The sequence below is a fragment of the Acidobacteriota bacterium genome (assembly GCA_040752915.1).
Taxonomy (GTDB): Bacteria; Acidobacteriota; UBA4820; order UBA4820; family DSQY01; genus JBFLVU01.
In genome coordinates this window covers 1-17708 of the sequence record JBFMHB010000062.1, presented here as the reverse complement: position 1 = coordinate 17708, position 17708 = coordinate 1, and the positions used below count along the sequence as shown (strand labels likewise).

14 protein-coding genes are annotated in these 17708 nt (G+C 67.8%); 1 reads left to right on the top strand and 13 read right to left on the bottom strand.

All coding sequences use genetic code 11. The features are described from left to right. Window positions 1-301: 301 nt before the first annotated feature. The 13 genes from AB1824_10795 to AB1824_10735 all read right to left on the bottom strand — a co-directional run bounded on the left by AB1824_10795 (window position 302) and on the right by AB1824_10735 (window position 13310). Entirely contained in the window at window positions 302-844 is a 543-nt protein-coding gene (locus tag AB1824_10795; protein MEW5765451.1) for an RNA polymerase sigma factor, read from the bottom strand. A gap of 34 nt (window positions 845-878) precedes the next feature. Then, window positions 879-4430 carry a C25 family cysteine peptidase gene (locus AB1824_10790; protein ID MEW5765450.1) on the bottom strand — a complete coding sequence of 1184 codons (3552 nt, stop codon included), beginning with the start codon at window positions 4428-4430 and terminating at the stop codon, window positions 879-881. Between the two features lie 248 nt (window positions 4431-4678). Beyond that, on the bottom strand, window positions 4679-5809 hold the full coding sequence (locus AB1824_10785) for a radical SAM protein (protein MEW5765449.1): 1131 nt from the start codon (window positions 5807-5809) through the stop codon (window positions 4679-4681). Window positions 5810-5812: 3 nt separating this feature from the next. Next, on the bottom strand, window positions 5813-6079 hold the full coding sequence (locus AB1824_10780) for a PqqD family protein (protein ID MEW5765448.1): 267 nt from the start codon (window positions 6077-6079) through the stop codon (window positions 5813-5815). Further along, window positions 6076-6960 (bottom strand): hypothetical protein, encoded by an 885-nt coding sequence (locus tag AB1824_10775; protein ID MEW5765447.1) that lies wholly within the window; start codon window positions 6958-6960, stop codon window positions 6076-6078. Before AB1824_10775 ends, AB1824_10780 begins: the two co-directional genes overlap by 4 nt. Window positions 6961-7034: 74 nt before the next feature. Continuing rightward, the gene (gene ndk, locus AB1824_10770) at window positions 7035-7451 is read right to left on the bottom strand and encodes a nucleoside-diphosphate kinase (protein MEW5765446.1); all 417 of its coding nucleotides are present in this window, start codon (window positions 7449-7451) and stop codon (window positions 7035-7037) included. A gap of 12 nt (window positions 7452-7463) precedes the next feature. Beyond that, entirely contained in the window at window positions 7464-8024 is a 561-nt protein-coding gene (locus tag AB1824_10765; GenBank protein ID MEW5765445.1) for a 2-oxoacid:acceptor oxidoreductase family protein, read from the bottom strand. A 12-nt stretch (window positions 8025-8036) separates the two neighbouring features. Then, the gene (locus AB1824_10760; GenBank protein ID MEW5765444.1) at window positions 8037-8852 is read right to left on the bottom strand and encodes a 2-oxoacid:ferredoxin oxidoreductase subunit beta; all 816 of its coding nucleotides are present in this window, start codon (window positions 8850-8852) and stop codon (window positions 8037-8039) included. Window positions 8853-8855: 3 nt separating this feature from the next. Then, on the bottom strand, window positions 8856-9992 hold the full coding sequence (locus tag AB1824_10755; protein ID MEW5765443.1) for a 2-oxoacid:acceptor oxidoreductase subunit alpha: 1137 nt from the start codon (window positions 9990-9992) through the stop codon (window positions 8856-8858). 10 nt (window positions 9993-10002) lie between these two features. Next, a complete protein-coding gene (locus AB1824_10750) occupies window positions 10003-10245 on the bottom strand; it encodes a 4Fe-4S binding protein (GenBank protein ID MEW5765442.1) in 243 nt (80 codons plus the stop codon). A gap of 158 nt (window positions 10246-10403) precedes the next feature. Next, the gene (gene sucD, locus AB1824_10745; GenBank protein ID MEW5765441.1) at window positions 10404-11285 is read right to left on the bottom strand and encodes a succinate--CoA ligase subunit alpha; all 882 of its coding nucleotides are present in this window, start codon (window positions 11283-11285) and stop codon (window positions 10404-10406) included. 10 nt (window positions 11286-11295) lie between these two features. Continuing rightward, window positions 11296-12474: an ADP-forming succinate--CoA ligase subunit beta gene (gene sucC, locus AB1824_10740; GenBank protein ID MEW5765440.1), complete on the bottom strand. Its 1179-nt coding sequence runs from the start codon at window positions 12472-12474 to the stop codon at window positions 11296-11298. Window positions 12475-12716: 242 nt separating this feature from the next. Beyond that, window positions 12717-13310, bottom strand: coding sequence for a GNAT family N-acetyltransferase (locus AB1824_10735; protein MEW5765439.1), 594 nt, complete (start codon window positions 13308-13310; stop codon window positions 12717-12719). A 184-nt stretch (window positions 13311-13494) separates the two neighbouring features. On the opposite strand from AB1824_10735, the gene AB1824_10730 reads away from it, so the two are divergent. Beyond that, the gene (locus tag AB1824_10730; GenBank protein ID MEW5765438.1) at window positions 13495-17697 is read left to right on the top strand and encodes an adenylate/guanylate cyclase domain-containing protein; all 4203 of its coding nucleotides are present in this window, start codon (window positions 13495-13497) and stop codon (window positions 17695-17697) included. Window positions 17698-17708: the final 11 nt, after the last annotated feature.

Below are 17708 nucleotides of genomic sequence, written 5' to 3'. Positions count from 1 at the left end.
AAGCGCATCCGATCCGGCTGGCGTCGGGGCGGACGGCGGAGGCGCCGACTCGGGTTCGGACGGGGGCGGAACCGCCCCCTCCGCGGGAGTGCGGACATCCTCTTTCGGAGATTCCGGCCCGTTGGGGTTCCGGCGGGCCTTCTTCCGAATCTTGGCCAGATCCACGCATGCCCCCTTGCACTCCACCGATTATAAGGGAGCCGGGGGGGGCGTGCAACGAAGGGCAGGGGCTTCGATTCCTCGATGAACCATGGGGGGGCTGGGTCCCTCAGCGGCGAGGCGCCCCGAGGGTCAGGGCGGGTCAGAAGGCTCCTCCCCCCCGATTCAGGGCCTTTTCCAGGGCCTCCCGGGCCAGGGAGGCGTGTCGCCGGACGGTGGCCTCTCGTATTCCGAGCAGGACGGCCACTTCGGAGTCCGGCTGCCCCAGAACCTCCCGAAGCAGGAAGACGAGGCGCCGCTGCGCCGGAAGGGTCTCCGCCCACGAGTACACCCGCCTCAGATCGGTGGGGCGGCCCGCCACGCGAAGCTGGGGAAGGTCCTGTGGAATCTCCTCCAGGGATGCGTGGACTCGGTGCCGTCGGAGATGGCTGTAGGCCCTGCGCACGGCGATGGTCTTCAGGTAAGGGTACGGGTCCTCTCCGGGCCGGAGCGTGCCCAGGGAGCGGTAGAAGCGGAAAAACGCCTCCTGAAGAATGTCCTCCACGTCCTCGGATTGGGGGACGATTTGAAAAATGGTCCGGAAGAGTGGGGCGTAATAGTGCTTGAGCAGGCGCTCGAAGGCCGATTCGTCTCCCCTCCGGGCCGCGGCGGCCCACTCCTCGGGGCGGGCCGGATCTTCCGCCAAGGAGGCCTCCCTTCCCGACCTGGGCGCGGCCAGCTCAGGGCCGCGTGTAGACCACGGTGGTTTCTCCGCCGTCCCCGTTGACCAGCCTGAGGCTCACGGGCACGCCCGAGGGAAAGACGGCCTTGAGCGCCGCCCCGCCCTTGAGGACGATCTTGGAGGCGCTCTTCCACGTCACCGTGGGCCAGGGGTCTCCGTTCACGTACACCGTCACGTCGGGGTGGAAGTTGCCCCCCGTGAGGATGATCCGAAACGGACTCGCGGCCTTCTTCACGGAAGTCACCGTCGGGGGCACCACGGCGGCGATGGAACCCGCTTCCTGGCAGACGGCGCCGTCTTGCGAAACCGTGAGGCTCCAGCTATAGGCGCCTGGGGTCGTGTAGACGTGGATCGGATCCGCCTCGGCGGACGTGGTCCCGTCTCCGAAATCCCACAGGTAAGAGGGCACGCCCGAACAGTGTTCGGAGGTCAGGGTCGAGTCGAAGGGTGTCTGGGCGCCCGTGGAGGCCACCACAGGGGCGGAGGCGTCGCAAGACAGGGAACAGGGGACGGGCGCCGGCGTCGCGGAAACTACGGCGCTGGGTGGCCCCTCGAACCCTTCGAGGTCCACGCTCGTCATGTAGAAGGAGTACGCCTGCCCGTTGGCGAGCCCCGTCACCGCGAAGGCGGAGGCCCCGCCCGAGGGGGTTCCCGCAGGGGTCCAGGTCTGCCCTCCATCCTCGGAGAGGTAGACCGCGTAGGAAGAAGGCGCTGGGGAGGGTGCCGTCCACTCCAGGGCGACGGCGCCGTCGTTGGAGGCCGCGGTCAGGTCCTCCGGGGCGGGCGGGGCGGGAAGCCGGATCTCCAGGGCCGGATCCCCGAGGAGGATGTTGCCAAGAACGGCCCTCGGAACGGTGGAGGGGAGGGCGAACCGCCCGGCCTCCACCAGGTCGCCGATGCGCCGGACCTTGGGCCTTCCGAAGGCCTGCAGGTAAAGCGCCGTGTTGAAGGCCTCCTCCTCGTCCTGGTAGGCGATGGTCGAGAAGCCGCTGGACCCGATGGCGCCCCCGTCTCCCCTCGCGACGAGCGCTTCCATGAGGGCCTCCGTCCCCACCTCGTTGAAGGCCGAATTGTAGCAGGAGCTATTCACGACGAAGGGCAGGGGGGCGCTTCCGGGGACGATGGACGGGAGAAGCTCCACGTCCGAGTCGAGGCATGTCCCGGTTCCGCAGTTGCGGGACGGAAAGGCCGTGAAGATCGCGTAGTTCTTCCCGTAGAAGGCCACGCCGCTGTGGCCCGAATAGTGGACCAGAGCCGACTCCGGCCAGCCCGAGCGAATGGCCGCGGCGCAGGCGTCCGCGTCGGTGCCGTTGTAGGGGGGGTCGTGGAAGTAAACGTGAAGGTCCTGCCAGGGCGGCCCCATGAAGGTGTCTCTCAGGTACGTGTTGTAGAACTCGAACTCCTGCTCCCACCACTGGGTATAGGTGTCGGCCAGGAAGAGCCCCGTCTTGTACCAGGATCCCGTGAGGGCCTGGTCTTCGTATGCCATGATCTTCTCGAGGACGGCCTCGAGGGCGCCGTAGTCCCGGACCGGGAGACGTCCCACGGCCATGTCCGGGAAGCCGTCTCCGGTCACGTCGCCGTACCAGGCGTCCGAGGGATACCGGCCCATGTAGGTCGAGTCCGTCAGGTCCTCGAACATCATCGTGGGGACCCAGTTCTTCAGGTTCGGGTCGGCTTTGGCGTTCTTGTAATCGTACGTCGCGTCCCCGATGAGGAGAACGTACCGGGGCGCCGGCGTCCAGTGGGCGGCGGCTTCCAGGAACGAACGGATCGCCGTGGGATCGAAGATCCCGTGGGAGAAATTGTCGTACACCTCCTGGACGTCCGCCACCTCCACGTCCAGGACCGCCGATCGCCGCGCCACGTACTCCTGCCAGACGGCGTCCGCCCCCTGGGGATGGAAGTCCGGGTGGGTGAGGATGACCAGGTCCGCGCCCAGGGTCGGTGAGGATAGATCCCGCGCCGAGGCCATCTCCGCCGAATCGGGAAGGAGGGGCGCCGAGGAGACGGCGACCCGGCGCTCCGAAACGAGAAGGTCCTGGGCCATCTCGAAGGTGGCCGCCCCGGCGTCGAAGACCGCCCCCGTCACCAGGCGCGGGAGGGCCAGGCCCGTCGCGGCGTCCGTCCGGGAGAGATCGAGGATCCACGGGGGGGAGGCCAGCCCCGTCACCTCGTACCGGGCGTCTTGACCCGCATCGGAGAAACTGAGGGAATTCCCGTCGGCCGTGAAATCCCGGGCGTACGAGACGTCGAAGTAATCCGGAATCAGGTAGTCCCCCGTTCCCGGAACCGTGAGCGTCAGGGTCGCGTCCCCGGAAACGACGGACTGATCGAAGGTCCACTGGAACGCCGAGAGCCCCAGTCCGGACCAGGCCGCCGGATAGGGGCCCACGGCGGGCGGGAATCCGTTCAGGGTGGCCTGAAGGGTGTGGGCGCCCGAGGAGAGCGCCGCGATCAAGGCCTCCACGGTCGCGGAACCCGAGACGCAATGTGGAAGGGGGAGAGTGTAAGACCGCGGCTGGTTCTTGTAGATCGGGGAGCCGAAATACCAGAGGTCCCCGTTGGGGCGATAGTGGTAGATGTTGAAAAAGAACGAATCGGATTCCACGCGCCGGCTGGAGACGAACTGGGTCGCCTGGGGGTATCCGCGGCCCGGCGTTCCATCCAGGACCTCCATTCGAAGGCCCGGCGCGTTCCCGTCGGTGGTGAGCCAGTAGACGTTTTCCTCCGTGAAGTCCCCTCCGTTGAACAGGTTGCGGCGGGGGAGGTCGGCCTTCTGGCCGTAGAAGACGAGGGCGTGGCCGGGGCCGAAGGCGCCCGTCTCGGGGCCCTCGACGGCCAGAGGCACCTCGACGCCCTGGCTGAACAGATGAAAGTCCTCCAGCGGGACCCCGTCGGGGACGAACCCGTAGGTAACCAGATCGTCGCGGCCCAGACGCACGATCCCGTCCCGCGTCACCCGGATCCGCAGACCCTGCGGGGGAGCCGCGAGCCCGGGTCCCGGACTTTCAGCCGGAGCCGGACGCCCCTTGGAGGGCCCCGACAGGGCGAGGGGGGCGGCGAAGAGCGATGCGCCCCGGTGGAGCCGCCCCTCGGACGGGGCCGGCTCGAGTCCGGCGATCTCTCCAGACCAGGAGACCGACGCCCGAAGCCGCGTGAGCAGAAGCCTCGAGGGGTCGCCTCCCCCGGAACGGACCGGATAGACCAGGACCTCGCGGAACGCCACGCCCTCCCACGTGCCACCCGTGCCGAGGCGGCAGGGAGGTTCTTCTGGGGGTTTGGCGATCTCGCCGGAAAAGTCGCGCCACTCGGTAAAATCCACGGAGAGCGAAACGTCCTCGGCCCAGGCGGGCACGGGCACCTTCAAGGAGACCACGGGCGGGGTGGCGCGAAGCGGGAGAGCCTCCGGGTCCGTCCAGACGCGCGCCTGGGCGGGCGACGGGGACCAGGTGATGGGGACGATCCGGGTGTTCGAGTCGGGTCCCCCGGCCAGGATCGACAGGCCGGGAAGCAGGACGGCTACGAGGACTCCAAGGGGCTTCTTCATGAGGAGAGTATAGAAAGCGAGGACCCGTTGGGCAACGGGTCCTGCTGGATGAGTCAAAGTTTTGCCGAGGACGTTAACTGACGTACGGCCCTGCGCCGCAGAGTCCCGCTCCAGTCTTCGAGCAGGCACCGGCCTTGGCTTCAATCTTCTCGCGGTACACCACCGCCGGCTTCTCGTAGGGTTTTCTTCGCTCCACGTCGCCACCCCTTTCCGTACAAAGGCCAAAATAATCCGTTCAGGCCACCGTGTCAAGGACGTATCACTGTCTCGTTGCGGAGCGCGACGACCTTTGCGCACCCGCCCCCGGTGGTCTCGCCCTCGCGGGCCACGGCCCGTCGGATCTTGGCGATTCGAAGGTACTGGTCGTCCACCCGCATGGGGTCTCCCGTTCGGAGCTGGGAGAGGCCGGGACAGGAGAAACAATAGGCGTGCTCCTCCACCGTCTCCCGGATGTGTCCCGGAACGGCCCGGTTGATTTCCCGGATCTTCATGAGGAGCGGGGAGGTCTCCCAGATCTGCCGGAGGGGCGCCTGGCGCACGTTTCCGACGGGCTGTTTCCACTGGGTGCAGGGCTGCACGTCCCCGTAGGGCGTGATGTGCATCATCCCCGTGCCCACGGTGCAGTTGTACTCACCGGGCTCCCGGTCGAAGGGGGAGTTGCCGATATTGATCCCGTCCTGGCGGTAGAGGCTTGCCAGGGCTTCGTCCGAGGCCGTGAGGTCCAGCGGGTACTGTTGCCCGTCGTCCGAGATGGTCAGGACCGGGTCGAAGTACACGGGGTAGCCGAAGCGATCCCCGATGGCCTTCAGGTCCTTCAGCTCCTTCTCGACGAGCCGAGTGACGACCACCTTCAAGAAGACCCGGAGGCCTCGCGCGCTCAGATACCCCAAGGCCTTCATCTGCCGGTCGAAGGAGCCCTTGACCTGGGTCAGCGCCTCCGCCGTCTCCGGATTGGCTCCGTGGAGGGACATTTCTATGCAATACGGTCCCAGCTCCGCGAGGCGATCCGCCACGGCCTCCGTGATGCCCGCCCCATTGGTGAACACCCGGATGGCAAAGGATCGGGCCTTGGCCTCCCGGGCGATGTCCCAAAAGCGCGGGTGGAGCAGGGCCTCGCCTCCCGTCAGGGTCAGGTAGAGGACGTTCATCTCCTTGAGCTGGTCCATCACTCCAACGATCTCCTCGAAGGAGAGGGGAGGCGCCTTGGGCTCGGGGGGAGGGGCCGTTCGGGCCTGGTTCTTCCTCTGGACGGGGTTGTAGCAAAAGCGGCAAGCGAGGTTGCAGGTGTAGGTCAATTCGATGGAGGCGTTGTAGGGGTGCGCCGACTCGATGGCGCGATTCAAGATCTTGGCCAGGAGCGGCATATCCCTGCGTTCCATCCCTCACCCTTCCAGGAGTGCGCCGCTTCGGCGCAGGTCTTGCAGAAACTCGGCCACATCCCTACGGGCCTCGCCGAACTCAACTTCGTACTTCTCCGAAATATTCCGCGCGAGGGCCTCGGCGCCCTCCTCCAGGTGTTCCCAAACGTAGGTGCCGATCTCGTTCAGCACCTGGACCTCGCCTTCGCGGTTGAAGACGAGGACGCTCTGGCCCTCGATGGTGCGCCAGGAAACGTCGGGGTTGCGGCGGAGGGTCGGATGCTCGGTCATGGGTTCGCCTCGGGGGCCGCGAGGGCCCAGAAAGTGCGGCTCTTGGTGAAATGGAGGGCGCGGACGGGCACGGCCCTGCAGCACGCCTCCACGAGGGGGAAGAGGCGGTCCTGGCGGGCCGGGGGATCGGTGACGAAGGGGCAGCAGGAGAGGACGCGTCCCGCGGCTTCGGCCAGGGAGAGGGGCCGGACGAAGTCCTCGGGCGCCTGGACCAGCCGGTAGAGGGCCGCCAGCGGATAGAGTCCGGCCTGCTTGTGGGTCTGGGGCAGGGTGCCGGCGAAGGGGGTGGTGGCGGCCATCCACGCTCCCTTCTTTCGAAGGAGGAGCACGAGGTCGTCGGAGAGGAGGAGGCAGTCCGGGCTGAGGGAGGCCACCGTGGATTTTCCCGCTCCGGAGTGGCCGAAGAAGAGGTAGGCCCGGCCGTCCCGGACGAGGCCCGAGGCGTGAAGCACGAAGCCCTCGCTTTCGAGGGCGAGGTCCGCCACGACCCACCGGAGGGTGTTCTCGATCCCCGCCTTGAGCGTTTCGAAGTTCTCCAGGGAAGCCGAGCGGAGCTCTCCCGAGGCGCCGCTCCACCGGGCGGCGAAGGTGTGTGAAACGAGAAGGCGACCCGGGCCGAGGGGGCGCTCCTCCAGGCGGAGGTACCCGTCGGGAGGAAGGTCCAGGTAGCCCTCCCACCCGGGGCCCAGACGGAAGGTGACCTGGGGGGCCGCGTCGGACAGGAAGGGCCGATAATGGTCCCGGCAGGCCTCCAGAACCGCGGAGGGAACGCCCTCGAAGCCCACCGACAGCCCTCCCACGGCCACGGTGAAGCCCCCCGCCCCTTCGGGCGGCGCAACGGGCTGAAAATGGTCCCCATCCGGATATCGATCCATCGTCATACACACAGAGGGGACGCCGGGAGCGTCCCCTCTAGAATGAACCAAACGCGCGCCCGGGAAAAGGCTTCCCGGGTTCAGTCGAACTTGCCGCCGGGAAAGAAGAAGCGGATTTCCTTCTCGGCGTTCTCCGGCGAATCGGAGCCGTGGATGGCGTTGGCCTGGACGTCCGTGCCAAACCGGCCTCGGATGGTGTCCTTGGGGGCCTTGCCCGAATCCGTGGGGCCCATGACCGCCCGCAGGTGCGCCACGGCGTTGTCCCGTTCGAGGCACGCCACCAGGACCGGTCCAGAAGTCATGAAACGAACCAGCTCCGGGTAGAAGGGCCGCTCTCTGTGCACGGCGTAGAAGCCCGCCGCTTCGGATTCCGAAAGCCGCTTCAAGCGGAGACCCACGATCTCGAAGCCCTCGTCGAGGAGGCGCTGGAGGACGTGGCCCTCGACCCGCTTGGCCATGACGTCGGGCTTGAGGATGGTCAGGGTTCGCTCGGCCATCGGGTCCTCACCTCACTGGGCCAGGAGGGCGGCCCCGTGCTCCCGGGCCGCCTCTTGTCCCACGCGGATGGCCTTCTTGTTGAGCTCCTCGGTGCCCTTGGGCACGCGGGCCAGAACGGCCTTTTCGAGGGACTCCACCGAGACCACCTTGGTCAGTTCGGCGATGAGGGCCAGGGCCACGATGTTGGCCACGAACTCCCGCCCAACGGTCTCGCGGGCCAGGCGGGTGATGGGCGCCTTCACGTGGCGGTACTTGGGAGGAATATCGCCGGGCACGAGGTCGGCGTCGGCGATGACGATGCACGATTCGGGGGCGTCCTTGATGTACTTGTCGGCGGCGGCCTCGGTCATGCACAGGAGCAGGTCGATGCTCGTGGCCTTCGGATAGTCGATCTCCTCGTCCGAGAGGATCACCTCGCTCTTGCTGGCGCCGCCCCGGGATTCGGGGCCGTAGGACTGGGACTGGCAGGCGTTTTTCCCCTCCAGGATGGCGGCTTCGGCGAGGATGACGCCCCCGAGAACGAGGCCCTGGCCGCCCGATCCCGCCAGTCGGATTTCATAGCGCTTTCCCATGGGATCCGCTCCTCACTTGGCCTGCACGCGCGCGCAGAGCTTGTCGTATTCCTCGCAGAACTCGGGCCGCTGGATCTGATGGAGAATCCCCACGGGGTACTTCCCCGCCTTCTCCTCGGCGCTCATCTTGTCCGCGAGCTTGACGTTGTAGGTCAGAGCCTTGTACCGGTCCATCATCTCCGACGCGTCGCCCCACTTGTTCTGGCGTCCGAAGTACGTGGTGCATTGGGACCAGGCGTCCACCACCGAGAACCCCTTGTTCTGCAGGGAGGCCAGAATGATGCGGTCCATGGCGACGGCGTCCAGGTCCAGGGCCCGGGCCACGAAGGTGGCGCCCGATCCTTGGGCCAGGGCGCACACGTCGAAGGGCTGTTCGATGGCTCCGTAGGGCGCGGTCGTCCCCTTGGAGCCGGTGAAGGTCGTGGGGGAGGCCTGTCCGCCCGTCATGCCGTAGATGTTGTTGTTGAAGACGATGAGGGAGATCTCGATGTTCCGGCGGCAGGCGTGGATGAAGTGGTTTCCGCCGATGGCCATGGCGTCGCCGTCCCCCGAGACCACGACCACGTGGAGTTTGGGATTGGCGTGCTTGACGCCCGTGGCGAAGGCGAGGGCCCTGCCGTGGGTCGTGTGGAGGGTGTTGAAGTCGAGGTATCCCGGAGTCCGGCTGGAGCACCCGATCCCCGAGACGACCACCACCTCGTCCTTGTTCCACTTGAGTTTGTCAATCGCCCTCAGGATGGACTTCATGATGGTGCCGTGGCCGCACCCGGGGCACCAGATGTGGGGCATCCGCTCCTTGCGCAGGTACTGGAAATAGTCCATGGACATGGCTCAGTCTCCCAGGATGGCGGGAAGGATGAGGGCGGGCGCGATGGGTTCACCGTTGACCCGGTGGACCCCCACGACGGGCACCGCCTTGCCGAGGATGCGTTCCACCTCGAGGCGGTACTGTCCGAGGTTCATTTCGGGCACCACGACGCGGCGCGCCCGGGCGGCGGCGGCGGCGATCTCCACGTCGGGCAGCGGGTACAGGGTGATGGGCCGGAAGAGGCCGGCCTTGACGCCCCGCTCCCGAGCCTGGGAAACGGCGCGCTTGGCCGACCGGGCCGTGGAGCCGTAGGCCACGACGAGGACTTCCGCGTCCTCCGTGAGGAAGTTCTCGTAGAGGAGGAGGTCTTTCCGGTTCTTCTCCACCTTGTCCACCAGGCGCCGGTGGAGGTTCTCCATGACCTCCGTGCCGAGGCAGGGGAAGCCCGTCTCATCGTGATCGAGCCCCGTGACGTGGTACCGGTGGCCCTCCCCGTAGTTCAGCCACAGGGGCACGAGGTCCGCCTCGGGCTCGTAGGGCCTGTACGGCTGGCCGGGGGCCAGATTCGGCCGGCGCCGGTCCATCACCCGGATCTCCGAGGGCGGAGGGATGACGATCTTTTCGCGCATGTGGGCCACGATCTCGTCCATGGCGAGGACCGTGGGCGTCCGCATGAGTTCGGCGAAGTTGAAGCAGTGCACCGTCGCGTCGAAGACCTCCCGGATGGTGGAGGGGGACAGGACGATGGCCGGGTGGTCGCCGTGGGTGCCCCACCGGCTCTGGAGGACGTCGGATTGGGAAGGCCCCGTGGGGTTCCCGGTGGAGGGTCCGCCCCTCATGACGTTGACGATGACGCAGGGGACCTCGGCCATCATGGCGTACCCGATGTTCTCCTGCATGAGCGAGAAGCCGGGGCCCGAGGTGGCGGTCATGGCCTTCAGCCCCGTCAGGCTCGCCCCGATGATGGCGCCCATGGAGGCGATCTCGTCCTCCATCTGAATGAAGCGGCCGCCGATCTTGGGAAGCCGCCCCGACATCCTCTCGGCGATCTCCGAGGACGGGGAGATGGGGTAGCCGGCGAAGAAACGGCAGCCCGCGGCGAGGGCGCCCTCGACGCTGGCCTCGTTGCCGGCGAGAAACTTCACGTTGGACGTGCTCATGGTTTCGGCCTCAATCCACGAAAATGGCGAAGTCGGGGCAGCGGATCTCGCACAGCATGCACTTGGTGCATGCGTCGGCGTCCACCACTTCGACGTGCCGGAATCCCATACCGAGGACCTTCTCCGGACAATAGTTGACGCAGATGTTGCAGAGCGCCCCCTTGCAGTGGCCGGGGATGACGGTGATGGTGAGGTCCTTCTTCACCTTCCGCCCGCGGCCCGCCACCGCCAGCTTGTCCTTGGGGATGTTCATCAGGCGCGGCGACCCCACGTCCTTGCCTTCCGATAGGGTCCCGCTGGTCATCTGGAGCGTGGTCGGCATCGCTGTTCTCCACATGCGGCCGGAAGTGGGCGCCGGCCGGAGCGCCGTGAGGGAGAAATGGGGGGCCCGGCCCCCCATCTCCGCGGTTGCTAGCGTTTTCCCGAGAGGGCCCGGACCATGGCGTCGCCGATTTCCGTGGGCGACTTGACGACGACCGCGCCGGCCTCGGTGAGGGCCGCCATCTTCTCCGCCGCCGTGCCTTTCCCGCCGGCGATGATGGCCCCCGCGTGGCCCATGCGGCGTCCCGGAGGGGCCGTCTGGCCCGCGATGAAGGCGACGACGGGCTTCTTCATGTGGGCCTTGATGTAGGCCGCCGCCTCCTCTTCCGAAGTTCCGCCGATCTCCCCGATGAGCACCACGCCTTCGGTGGCGGGATCGGCGTTGAAGAGGGCGAGGGCCTCCACGTGGGAGGTCCCGGGGACGGGATCCCCGCCGATGCCCACGCAGGTCGTCTCGCCCAGGCCCGACTCGGTGAGCTGCCACACGGCTTCGTAGGTGAGCGTTCCCGAGCGGGAGATGACGCCCACCCGGCCGGGCTTGTGGATGTACCCGGGCATGATCCCCATCTTGCACTCGCCCGGTGTGATGACGCCGGGGCAGTTGGGGCCGATGAGGCGGGCGCCGCTCTTGGAGAGGGCGGCCTTCATGCGGGCCTCGTCGCGGGCGGGAATGCCCTCGGTGATGCACACGATGAGTTTCACTCCGGCCTCGGCGGCCTCCATCACGGCATCGGCCGCGAAGGGCGGCGGAACGAAGATGAGGGAGGCGTCGGCCCCGGCCTGCTTCACGGCATCCGCCACCGTGTCGTAGATGGGGACCTTCTCTTCCCAGACCGTGCCGCCCTTGCCCGGCGTCACGCCCGCCACGACCTTGGTCCCGTATTCGAGGCTCTGCTTGGCGTGGAAGGAGCCCTCTTTCCCCGTGATGCCCTGGACGACGACGCGCGTGTCCTTGTTGACGAGAATGCTCATGGCGCCCCCCTCACTTCACCGAGGCGACGGCCATCTGGGCCGCCTGCTTCAAGTTGTCGGCCACGGCGAACTTGAGCCCGGAGGCCGCCAGCATCTGCTTGCCCTTGTCCACGTTGGTCCCCTGGAGGCGGACCACCACCGGAAGGGAGACGCCGATCTCCTTGGCCGCGGCGATGACGCCCTCCGCGATCACGTCGCACCGGACGATGCCGCCGAAGATGTTGATGAGGACCGCCTTCACGTTCTTGTCGCTCAGAAGGATCTTGAAGGCGTTCTTCACGCGCTCGGTGGTGGCTCCGCCGCCCACGTCGAGGAAGTTGGCGGGCTCGCCCCCCTCCAGCTTGATGACGTCCATGGTGGCCATGGCGAGGCCGGCGCCGTTCACCATGCAGCCGATGGTGCCGTCGAGGCGGATGTAGTTGAGGTCGTACTTGCTCGCCTCGATCTCGAGGGCGTCCTCCTCGGTCAGGTCCCGCATCTCCACGATGTCGGGGTGGCGGTAGAGGGCGTTGTCGTCGAAGTTCATCTTGGCGTCGAGGGCCAGCACGTGGCCGTCGCGCGTGAGGATGAGGGGGTTGATCTCCGTCAGCGTCGCGTCCGTCTCCTCGTGGGCCTTGTAAAGGGCCGTCACGAGCTTCACGCACTCCTTGAAGGCCTCCCCCTTGAAGCCGAGCCCGAAGGCGATCTGCCGGGCGTGAAAGGGCTGGATGCCGACGAGGGGATCGATCCAGGTCTTCAGGATCTTCTCCGGCGTCTCCGCGGCCACCTTCTCGATCTCGACCCCGCCCTCGGTGGAGGACATGATCACGTTCATCTGCTTGGCGCGGTCCAGGACGATGCCCAGGTAGTACTCCTTGGCGATGTCGCTGGCCTCCGTGACGTACACCTTCTGGACCTCCTTGCCGGAGGGGCCCGTCTGGTGGGTCACGAGGACGTTGCCGAGCATCTTCTTGGCGAACTCCGCCGCCTCGTCGGCCGTCTGGGCGAGCTTGACGCCGCCCTTGAAGCCGCTGGTGAACGTGCCCTTGCCGCGTCCGCCCGCGTGGATCTGGGCCTTCACCACGACCGTTCCGCCGATCTCCTTGGCGGCCGCGTAAGCCTGTTCCGCGGAGAGTGCGATCTTCCCCTTGGGAACCGCCACGCCGTAGCGGCCCAGGACCTCCTTTGCCTGGTACTCGTGTACTTTCAAGTGCGCCCCCCTTTCCAAGCGCGAAAGCGTCCGCTCACCGAAAACCCCCAAAAAGACGTGAGTATGGCACAGGGAGGGGGGGCTGTCAACGCGAGGGAATGCCCGCAGGACAAGGAAAAAGGCGGTCTTTGGGGCCGAAGAGCGGAGGAAGGCGGAGCGCGAAAGAGAGCGCTCGCTCCCCAAAGGGAAGCCCCCCCCGCGCGGGCGGGTCGGTTCGGGGTCTCATGCCTCGGAAGGTCTTGCTATTCCACCGTGGGCAGATACTCCTCGGCCAGGGCCTGGAGGGACTCCCAGATGTGGGAAACGTCGTTGGTCATGAGGACGAGGTCCCGCTTGCTCCCTAGGATGTCCTTGACGTGGTCCTTCAGGACGGCCTCCTGCCGGAACCCGATCTTCTCGAAGGCTTTCCGCGCCCCGATCTGGTGGTCCGTCACCTCGGCCACGAGTTTGTCCAGGCCGAGGTTCAGCGCCAGGCCCACGAGAGACTTGGCCAGGGCGGCGCCGAGGCCCTTCTTCTGGAAGGCCCTGGCCACGACCATCCGGATCTCGCCCACGTGCCTGGACCAGCCCGACCGCCGGTGGAGCGTGGCATCGCCCACGACGCGCCCCTCGTGGATGGCCAGCAGGGGGATCACCGAATCGAAGTTGAGGCCCTTCACGAACCGGTCGATGGTCTCGGGCCGGGTCACGTCCTCCTTGAGGAAGAGCCGGTCCTCCTCGGGCAGGGATCGGAAGAACTCCAGGAGGCCCGGGCCGTCCTCCGCCTTCATGGGCCGAATGGTGACGACGGTGCCGTCCCTCAGGGTCACGTCCTGCGGAAAGCCTTCGAGCGCCATGGCTTCCTCCTCGCGAAGCGGCCTTCGTGAACCGGGCCGGGCCGCCTCTCCTGCGTTCCGCGGCCCGCCGTTCCGGGAATCCGATGGAGAGAGTCTAGCGGTCCCCGAGGCCGCTGTCCAGAGACTCGCTCGCGGCTCCTTGGCGCGGGGGCCGGGCTGTGGTACACAGTTTTCTGGAGCCCTGGTGGATCAAGACGTCCTGCGCCGCCGCCTGGCGGCCCTGCTACCGCGCTCGGTCTGGCCCCTCGTGTCCGGGAGGGCGGAGGGGCTTACGGCGGAGGGTTGCGTCCTCTTCGCCGACCTCGCGGGGTTCACGGCGCTCACGGAAAGCCTGGCCCGGATCGGCAGGGAGGGGGCCGAGGAGCTCACCCGAATCCTGAACGACTTTTTCTCCGCCATGATCGGCGTGGTTCACGACGGGGGGGGAGACGTCCTGCGCTTCGGCGGCGACGCCGTCACGGTCTACTTCCCCGAAGGGCTGGACGCGGGCCTGCGGGCCGCCTGCGCCATGCAGAACAAGGCCGGCCGTTTCGGGGAGGTGTCCACGCGGGGCGGCGTCTTCGCTCTGGCCATGAAGATCGGGGTCTCCCAAGGCTCGGTCCTTCTCGGGACCGTGGGCGATGCCGCGGTGGGCCGGGACTACTTCGCGGCGGGCCGGGCCCTGGACGAGGCCGCCGAGGCCGAGCACCACGCCGCCCGGGGTGAAGTGGTCCTGTTCCCCTCCTGCAAAGGACTCGCGGAGCGGGCCGGGTGGCGGTTGTTCCCAATGGAGGGGGGATTCGCGAACCTGGCCGCCGATTCCGATGGCGGAAAGGGACCCGTTTCACCTGGGCCCGCACCGTCGTCCATGCCCGAACTCTCCGATCTCGAGGACTTCCTCCCGCCCTTCGCGGTGGAGAGGGCCCGCCTGGAGTCGGGTTTGGCGGCCGCGGAACACCGCCGCACCAGCGTTCTCTTCCTCTCCTTCGCCGGGCTGGATTACGCCGATCCTCGAGTGCTCGACAAAACCTCCGCCGTGTACGCCGAGGTGGCCGAGGTCGTGCGACGCTTCGGAGGGTGGGTGAACAAGCTCGACATGGGGGACAAGGGGAGCAAGATGATCGCCCTCTTCGGGGCTCCCCGCGCCCTGGAGGCCCAGGAGGAAGCGGCGTGCCGGGCGGCCCTCCAGATCCTCGACAGCCCGGTCCTGCGCGGGCTTCTGGCGGACCTTCGCATCGGCGTCACCTCGGCGCCCCTCTTTGCCGCCTACGTCGGAAACGAGGACCGCCGGGAGTTCACGGTCATGGGGGACGGCATCAACATGGCCGCCCGGCTCATGGCCAACGCCCACTCGTGGCGGGTCTTGTGCGACTCCCAGGTGAGGGAGAAGGCCGGGACGCGTCTGGCCTTCCGCGCCCTCGACCCGATCTTCGTGAAGGGCAAGAAGGAGAAGGTCGCCATCTTTCGCCCCGAGGGCGACCACGAGGAATCCGAGGAAGAGAGCCGGACCTTCGTGGGACGCGCCGGCCTCCTGCGCGACCTGCCGCGGCTCCTGCTCGATCCCGCTGGTCCAGGGGCCCTGGCCCTCGTGGGGCCTCCCGGCGCGGGCAAGAGCGCCCTCCTCCACCGTCTGGGCCTCGACCTGGACGCCGCCGGGGTCCGCCGCCTCACGGTCCCCCTTTCGCCCCACAGCGCCCACGGGTACCTCTCGGCAGTCCGTCCGGCTCTCTTCTCCGCCCTCGGCGTGTCCCGGTCGGCGCCCGACGCCATCAAGGCCGCCGCCCTCGCGGCGGCCTTCCCCGCCGAGGACGCTCCGTACCTCCCGCTCTTCGCGGGCCTGATGGCCTGCTCGCTTCCCGAGACCCCCGAGGTGAAGGCGCTGACGCCCAAGGACCGCAAGGACGTCCTCTTCGCCATGGCCCAGCGGCTCCTTCTGGGCCTGGCCTCGGAAGGGCGGTACGTCCTGGCTCTGGACGCCCTGGAGAACGCCGATGCCGCCTCCCTCGAACTCCTGGAGGGCCTTCTCCAGGCCGGCGCCGAGGTCCCCCTCAAGGTCCTGGCGGCCTTTCGGGAGGGCGCGCCCGAGCGCCTGGCCTCCCTCTTCCCCCCCGACCGGACCTTTCGGGTCCAGCCCCTGAGCCCGGAGGAGATCCGGGACTACCTCGTTCGCGCCGCGGGGGCGGCGCCGCCCCCCGAGGCCTTCCTGGAGTTCCTGGAGAAGAAGACGGGGGGCAACCCCAAGTTCCTCGAACAGATCCTCAGGGCCATGGAGGACCAGGGCCTGCTGGCGCCGGGCCCCTCGGGCCTCCTCGAGGTGGACGAGGACCGGCTGGCCCGGGCCCGGTTCCCGGACACCCTGGAGGCCATGCTCCTCTCCCGCGCCGACGCCCTCCCCGAGGCCCAGCGCCACCTCCTCAAGACCGCCTCCATCCTGGGGTCCTCCTTTTCGCTGAACCTCCTGGGCCGCCTGTCCGGGCGGGAGGGAGACTCGGTTGTGGAGGACATCCGATCCCTGGAGGAGAGCGGCTTCGTGCGCATGGACTCCTGGGGGGCGCGCCCCTACGCCACCTTCACCGACGCCCTCCTGCGCGACGCCCTCTACGAGTCCCTCAACTTCGAATCCCGGCGGTCCCTGCACGGGCGGGCCGCCCGGTTCCTGGAGGCCGACGCGAAGGGGGACCGGCGCGTCTGGCCCGCCCTGGCGCGCCACTTCGAGGCCGCCTCGGAGGCCGAGCCGGCCCTCCGGTATCTGGGCCTGTGCGCCGACGAGGCCCGGGCCCGCTACGACAACACGGCGGCCTTCGACTTTCTCTCGCGCCTCGTGGCTTTCAAGGAGGCCTCCGGGGCCTCCCCCGGAGACGACCCGGCCTACCGCCGCGCCCTCCTTCACCTGGCCGAATCGGCCAAGGACCTGGGGCGCATCGAGGAGGCCGAGACCCTGAGCCGGAGGATCCTCGAAGGCGTCTCCGAGCCCTGCGAGGAAACCGTCGTGTCCCTCATGCGCCTGGCCGACATCGAGCGGAGAAGGGGAAATTTGAAGCGCTCCCTGGAGCTGTACGGCACGGCGATGAAGCGCGCCGCGGGATTGAAGGATCCCGTACTCGAGTGCCGAATTCTCTTGGACTCGGGAGTTCCCCACGCTATGGCCGGCCGCTTCGACGAGGCCCTCTCCCGCTTCAAAAAAGCCGAGCGCCTCGCCCGGAAGGCCGGAACCCCCAACTGGCAGGTCCTCGCCCTCATGAACCTGGGGTTGTGCCATCACTTCGGCCACTCGGACCCCAAGCGGGCCCACGGTTTCTTTAAGAAGGCGCTAGTTTTGGCGAGAGGCCACGGGCTCAGGCCCCAATCGGTCAATGTAGGCAACAATCTGGCGTTGGTTGACGCCGAGCTGGGGCGGTATCGGGCGGCCCTCAAAACGATCGAGGAAATCCTGCCGCTTGCCCGTCAGTTCGGATACCGAGACTTTTCCATCGGCCTTTCTGGCAACCGCGCTCTCTACCTCACGCTCCTGGGGCGTTGGGCAGAGGCGAAGCAGGAGAACCAGGCGGCTCGTAGGCAGGCAGAGACCTTTCGCCTCAGAGTTTCGCATGCCTTCTCCCTCCATACCGCCGGGCTTCAAGAGGCGGTACGCGGTGCGTGGGAGGAGGCCATCCGCCTGCAGAAGGAAGCTGCCGGCCTGTTTGAGCCTTGTCAGCGCGAGGACGGCGTGAAGGCAGCGCTCGCCGAAGCCCTCTGGGTTCGAAATGCCCTCCGCCTTCCCGCCTTGCCGGGAGCTTCGGGAGATAGGAACGAAGAGCACGCGGCCCCTCCCGCAGCAGGAGCACACGGCCTGGCCGTTCGGGTCCAGGAAACCATTCAAAAGGCACGTGCAGGCGGGCTTTCCCTTTCGGAGGCCTGGACGCGCCTGGAAACGATCGCTCGGGAGGCAGCGAAGGCGCAGATCCTCTGGCTCCTTACCGAAGCCGCCGACGGCCTGGTCCGGATTCTTCTGGAAGCGGGGAAGTCTGAAGAGGCGGCGGTGGCCGGCCTCGCCTGGTATCCAGCGGCGGTGCGCCAGGACAGCCCCCTGAAATGCGGCCCCTTCCTTCTGTCGCTGGGGCAAGCCCTTTTGGCGACGGGAAGAAAGGAGGCCCTTTCCGGTCTCCTCCGCCGGCTGGCCCGCTGGGGGTGCTCCTTCGACCGGGGGTTGCTGGGCCTGAGGTACCGCCTCCTGAAGGCCGAAGCCGCCGCAAGCGAGGGGCACCTGGGCTCGGCGCGGTACCACGCCAAGGAGGCCCGGCGGATCGCCGACGCCGTGGAGGCCCTCCAGACGGACCCCGTCTTTCTGGAGGCCTACCGCGCCCTTCCCGAAGTGGCCCGCCTGAAACGCCTGGAGGCCCGCCTGGGGCTCCCTGCTGCAAGAACGTAGGGAGGCTTGAC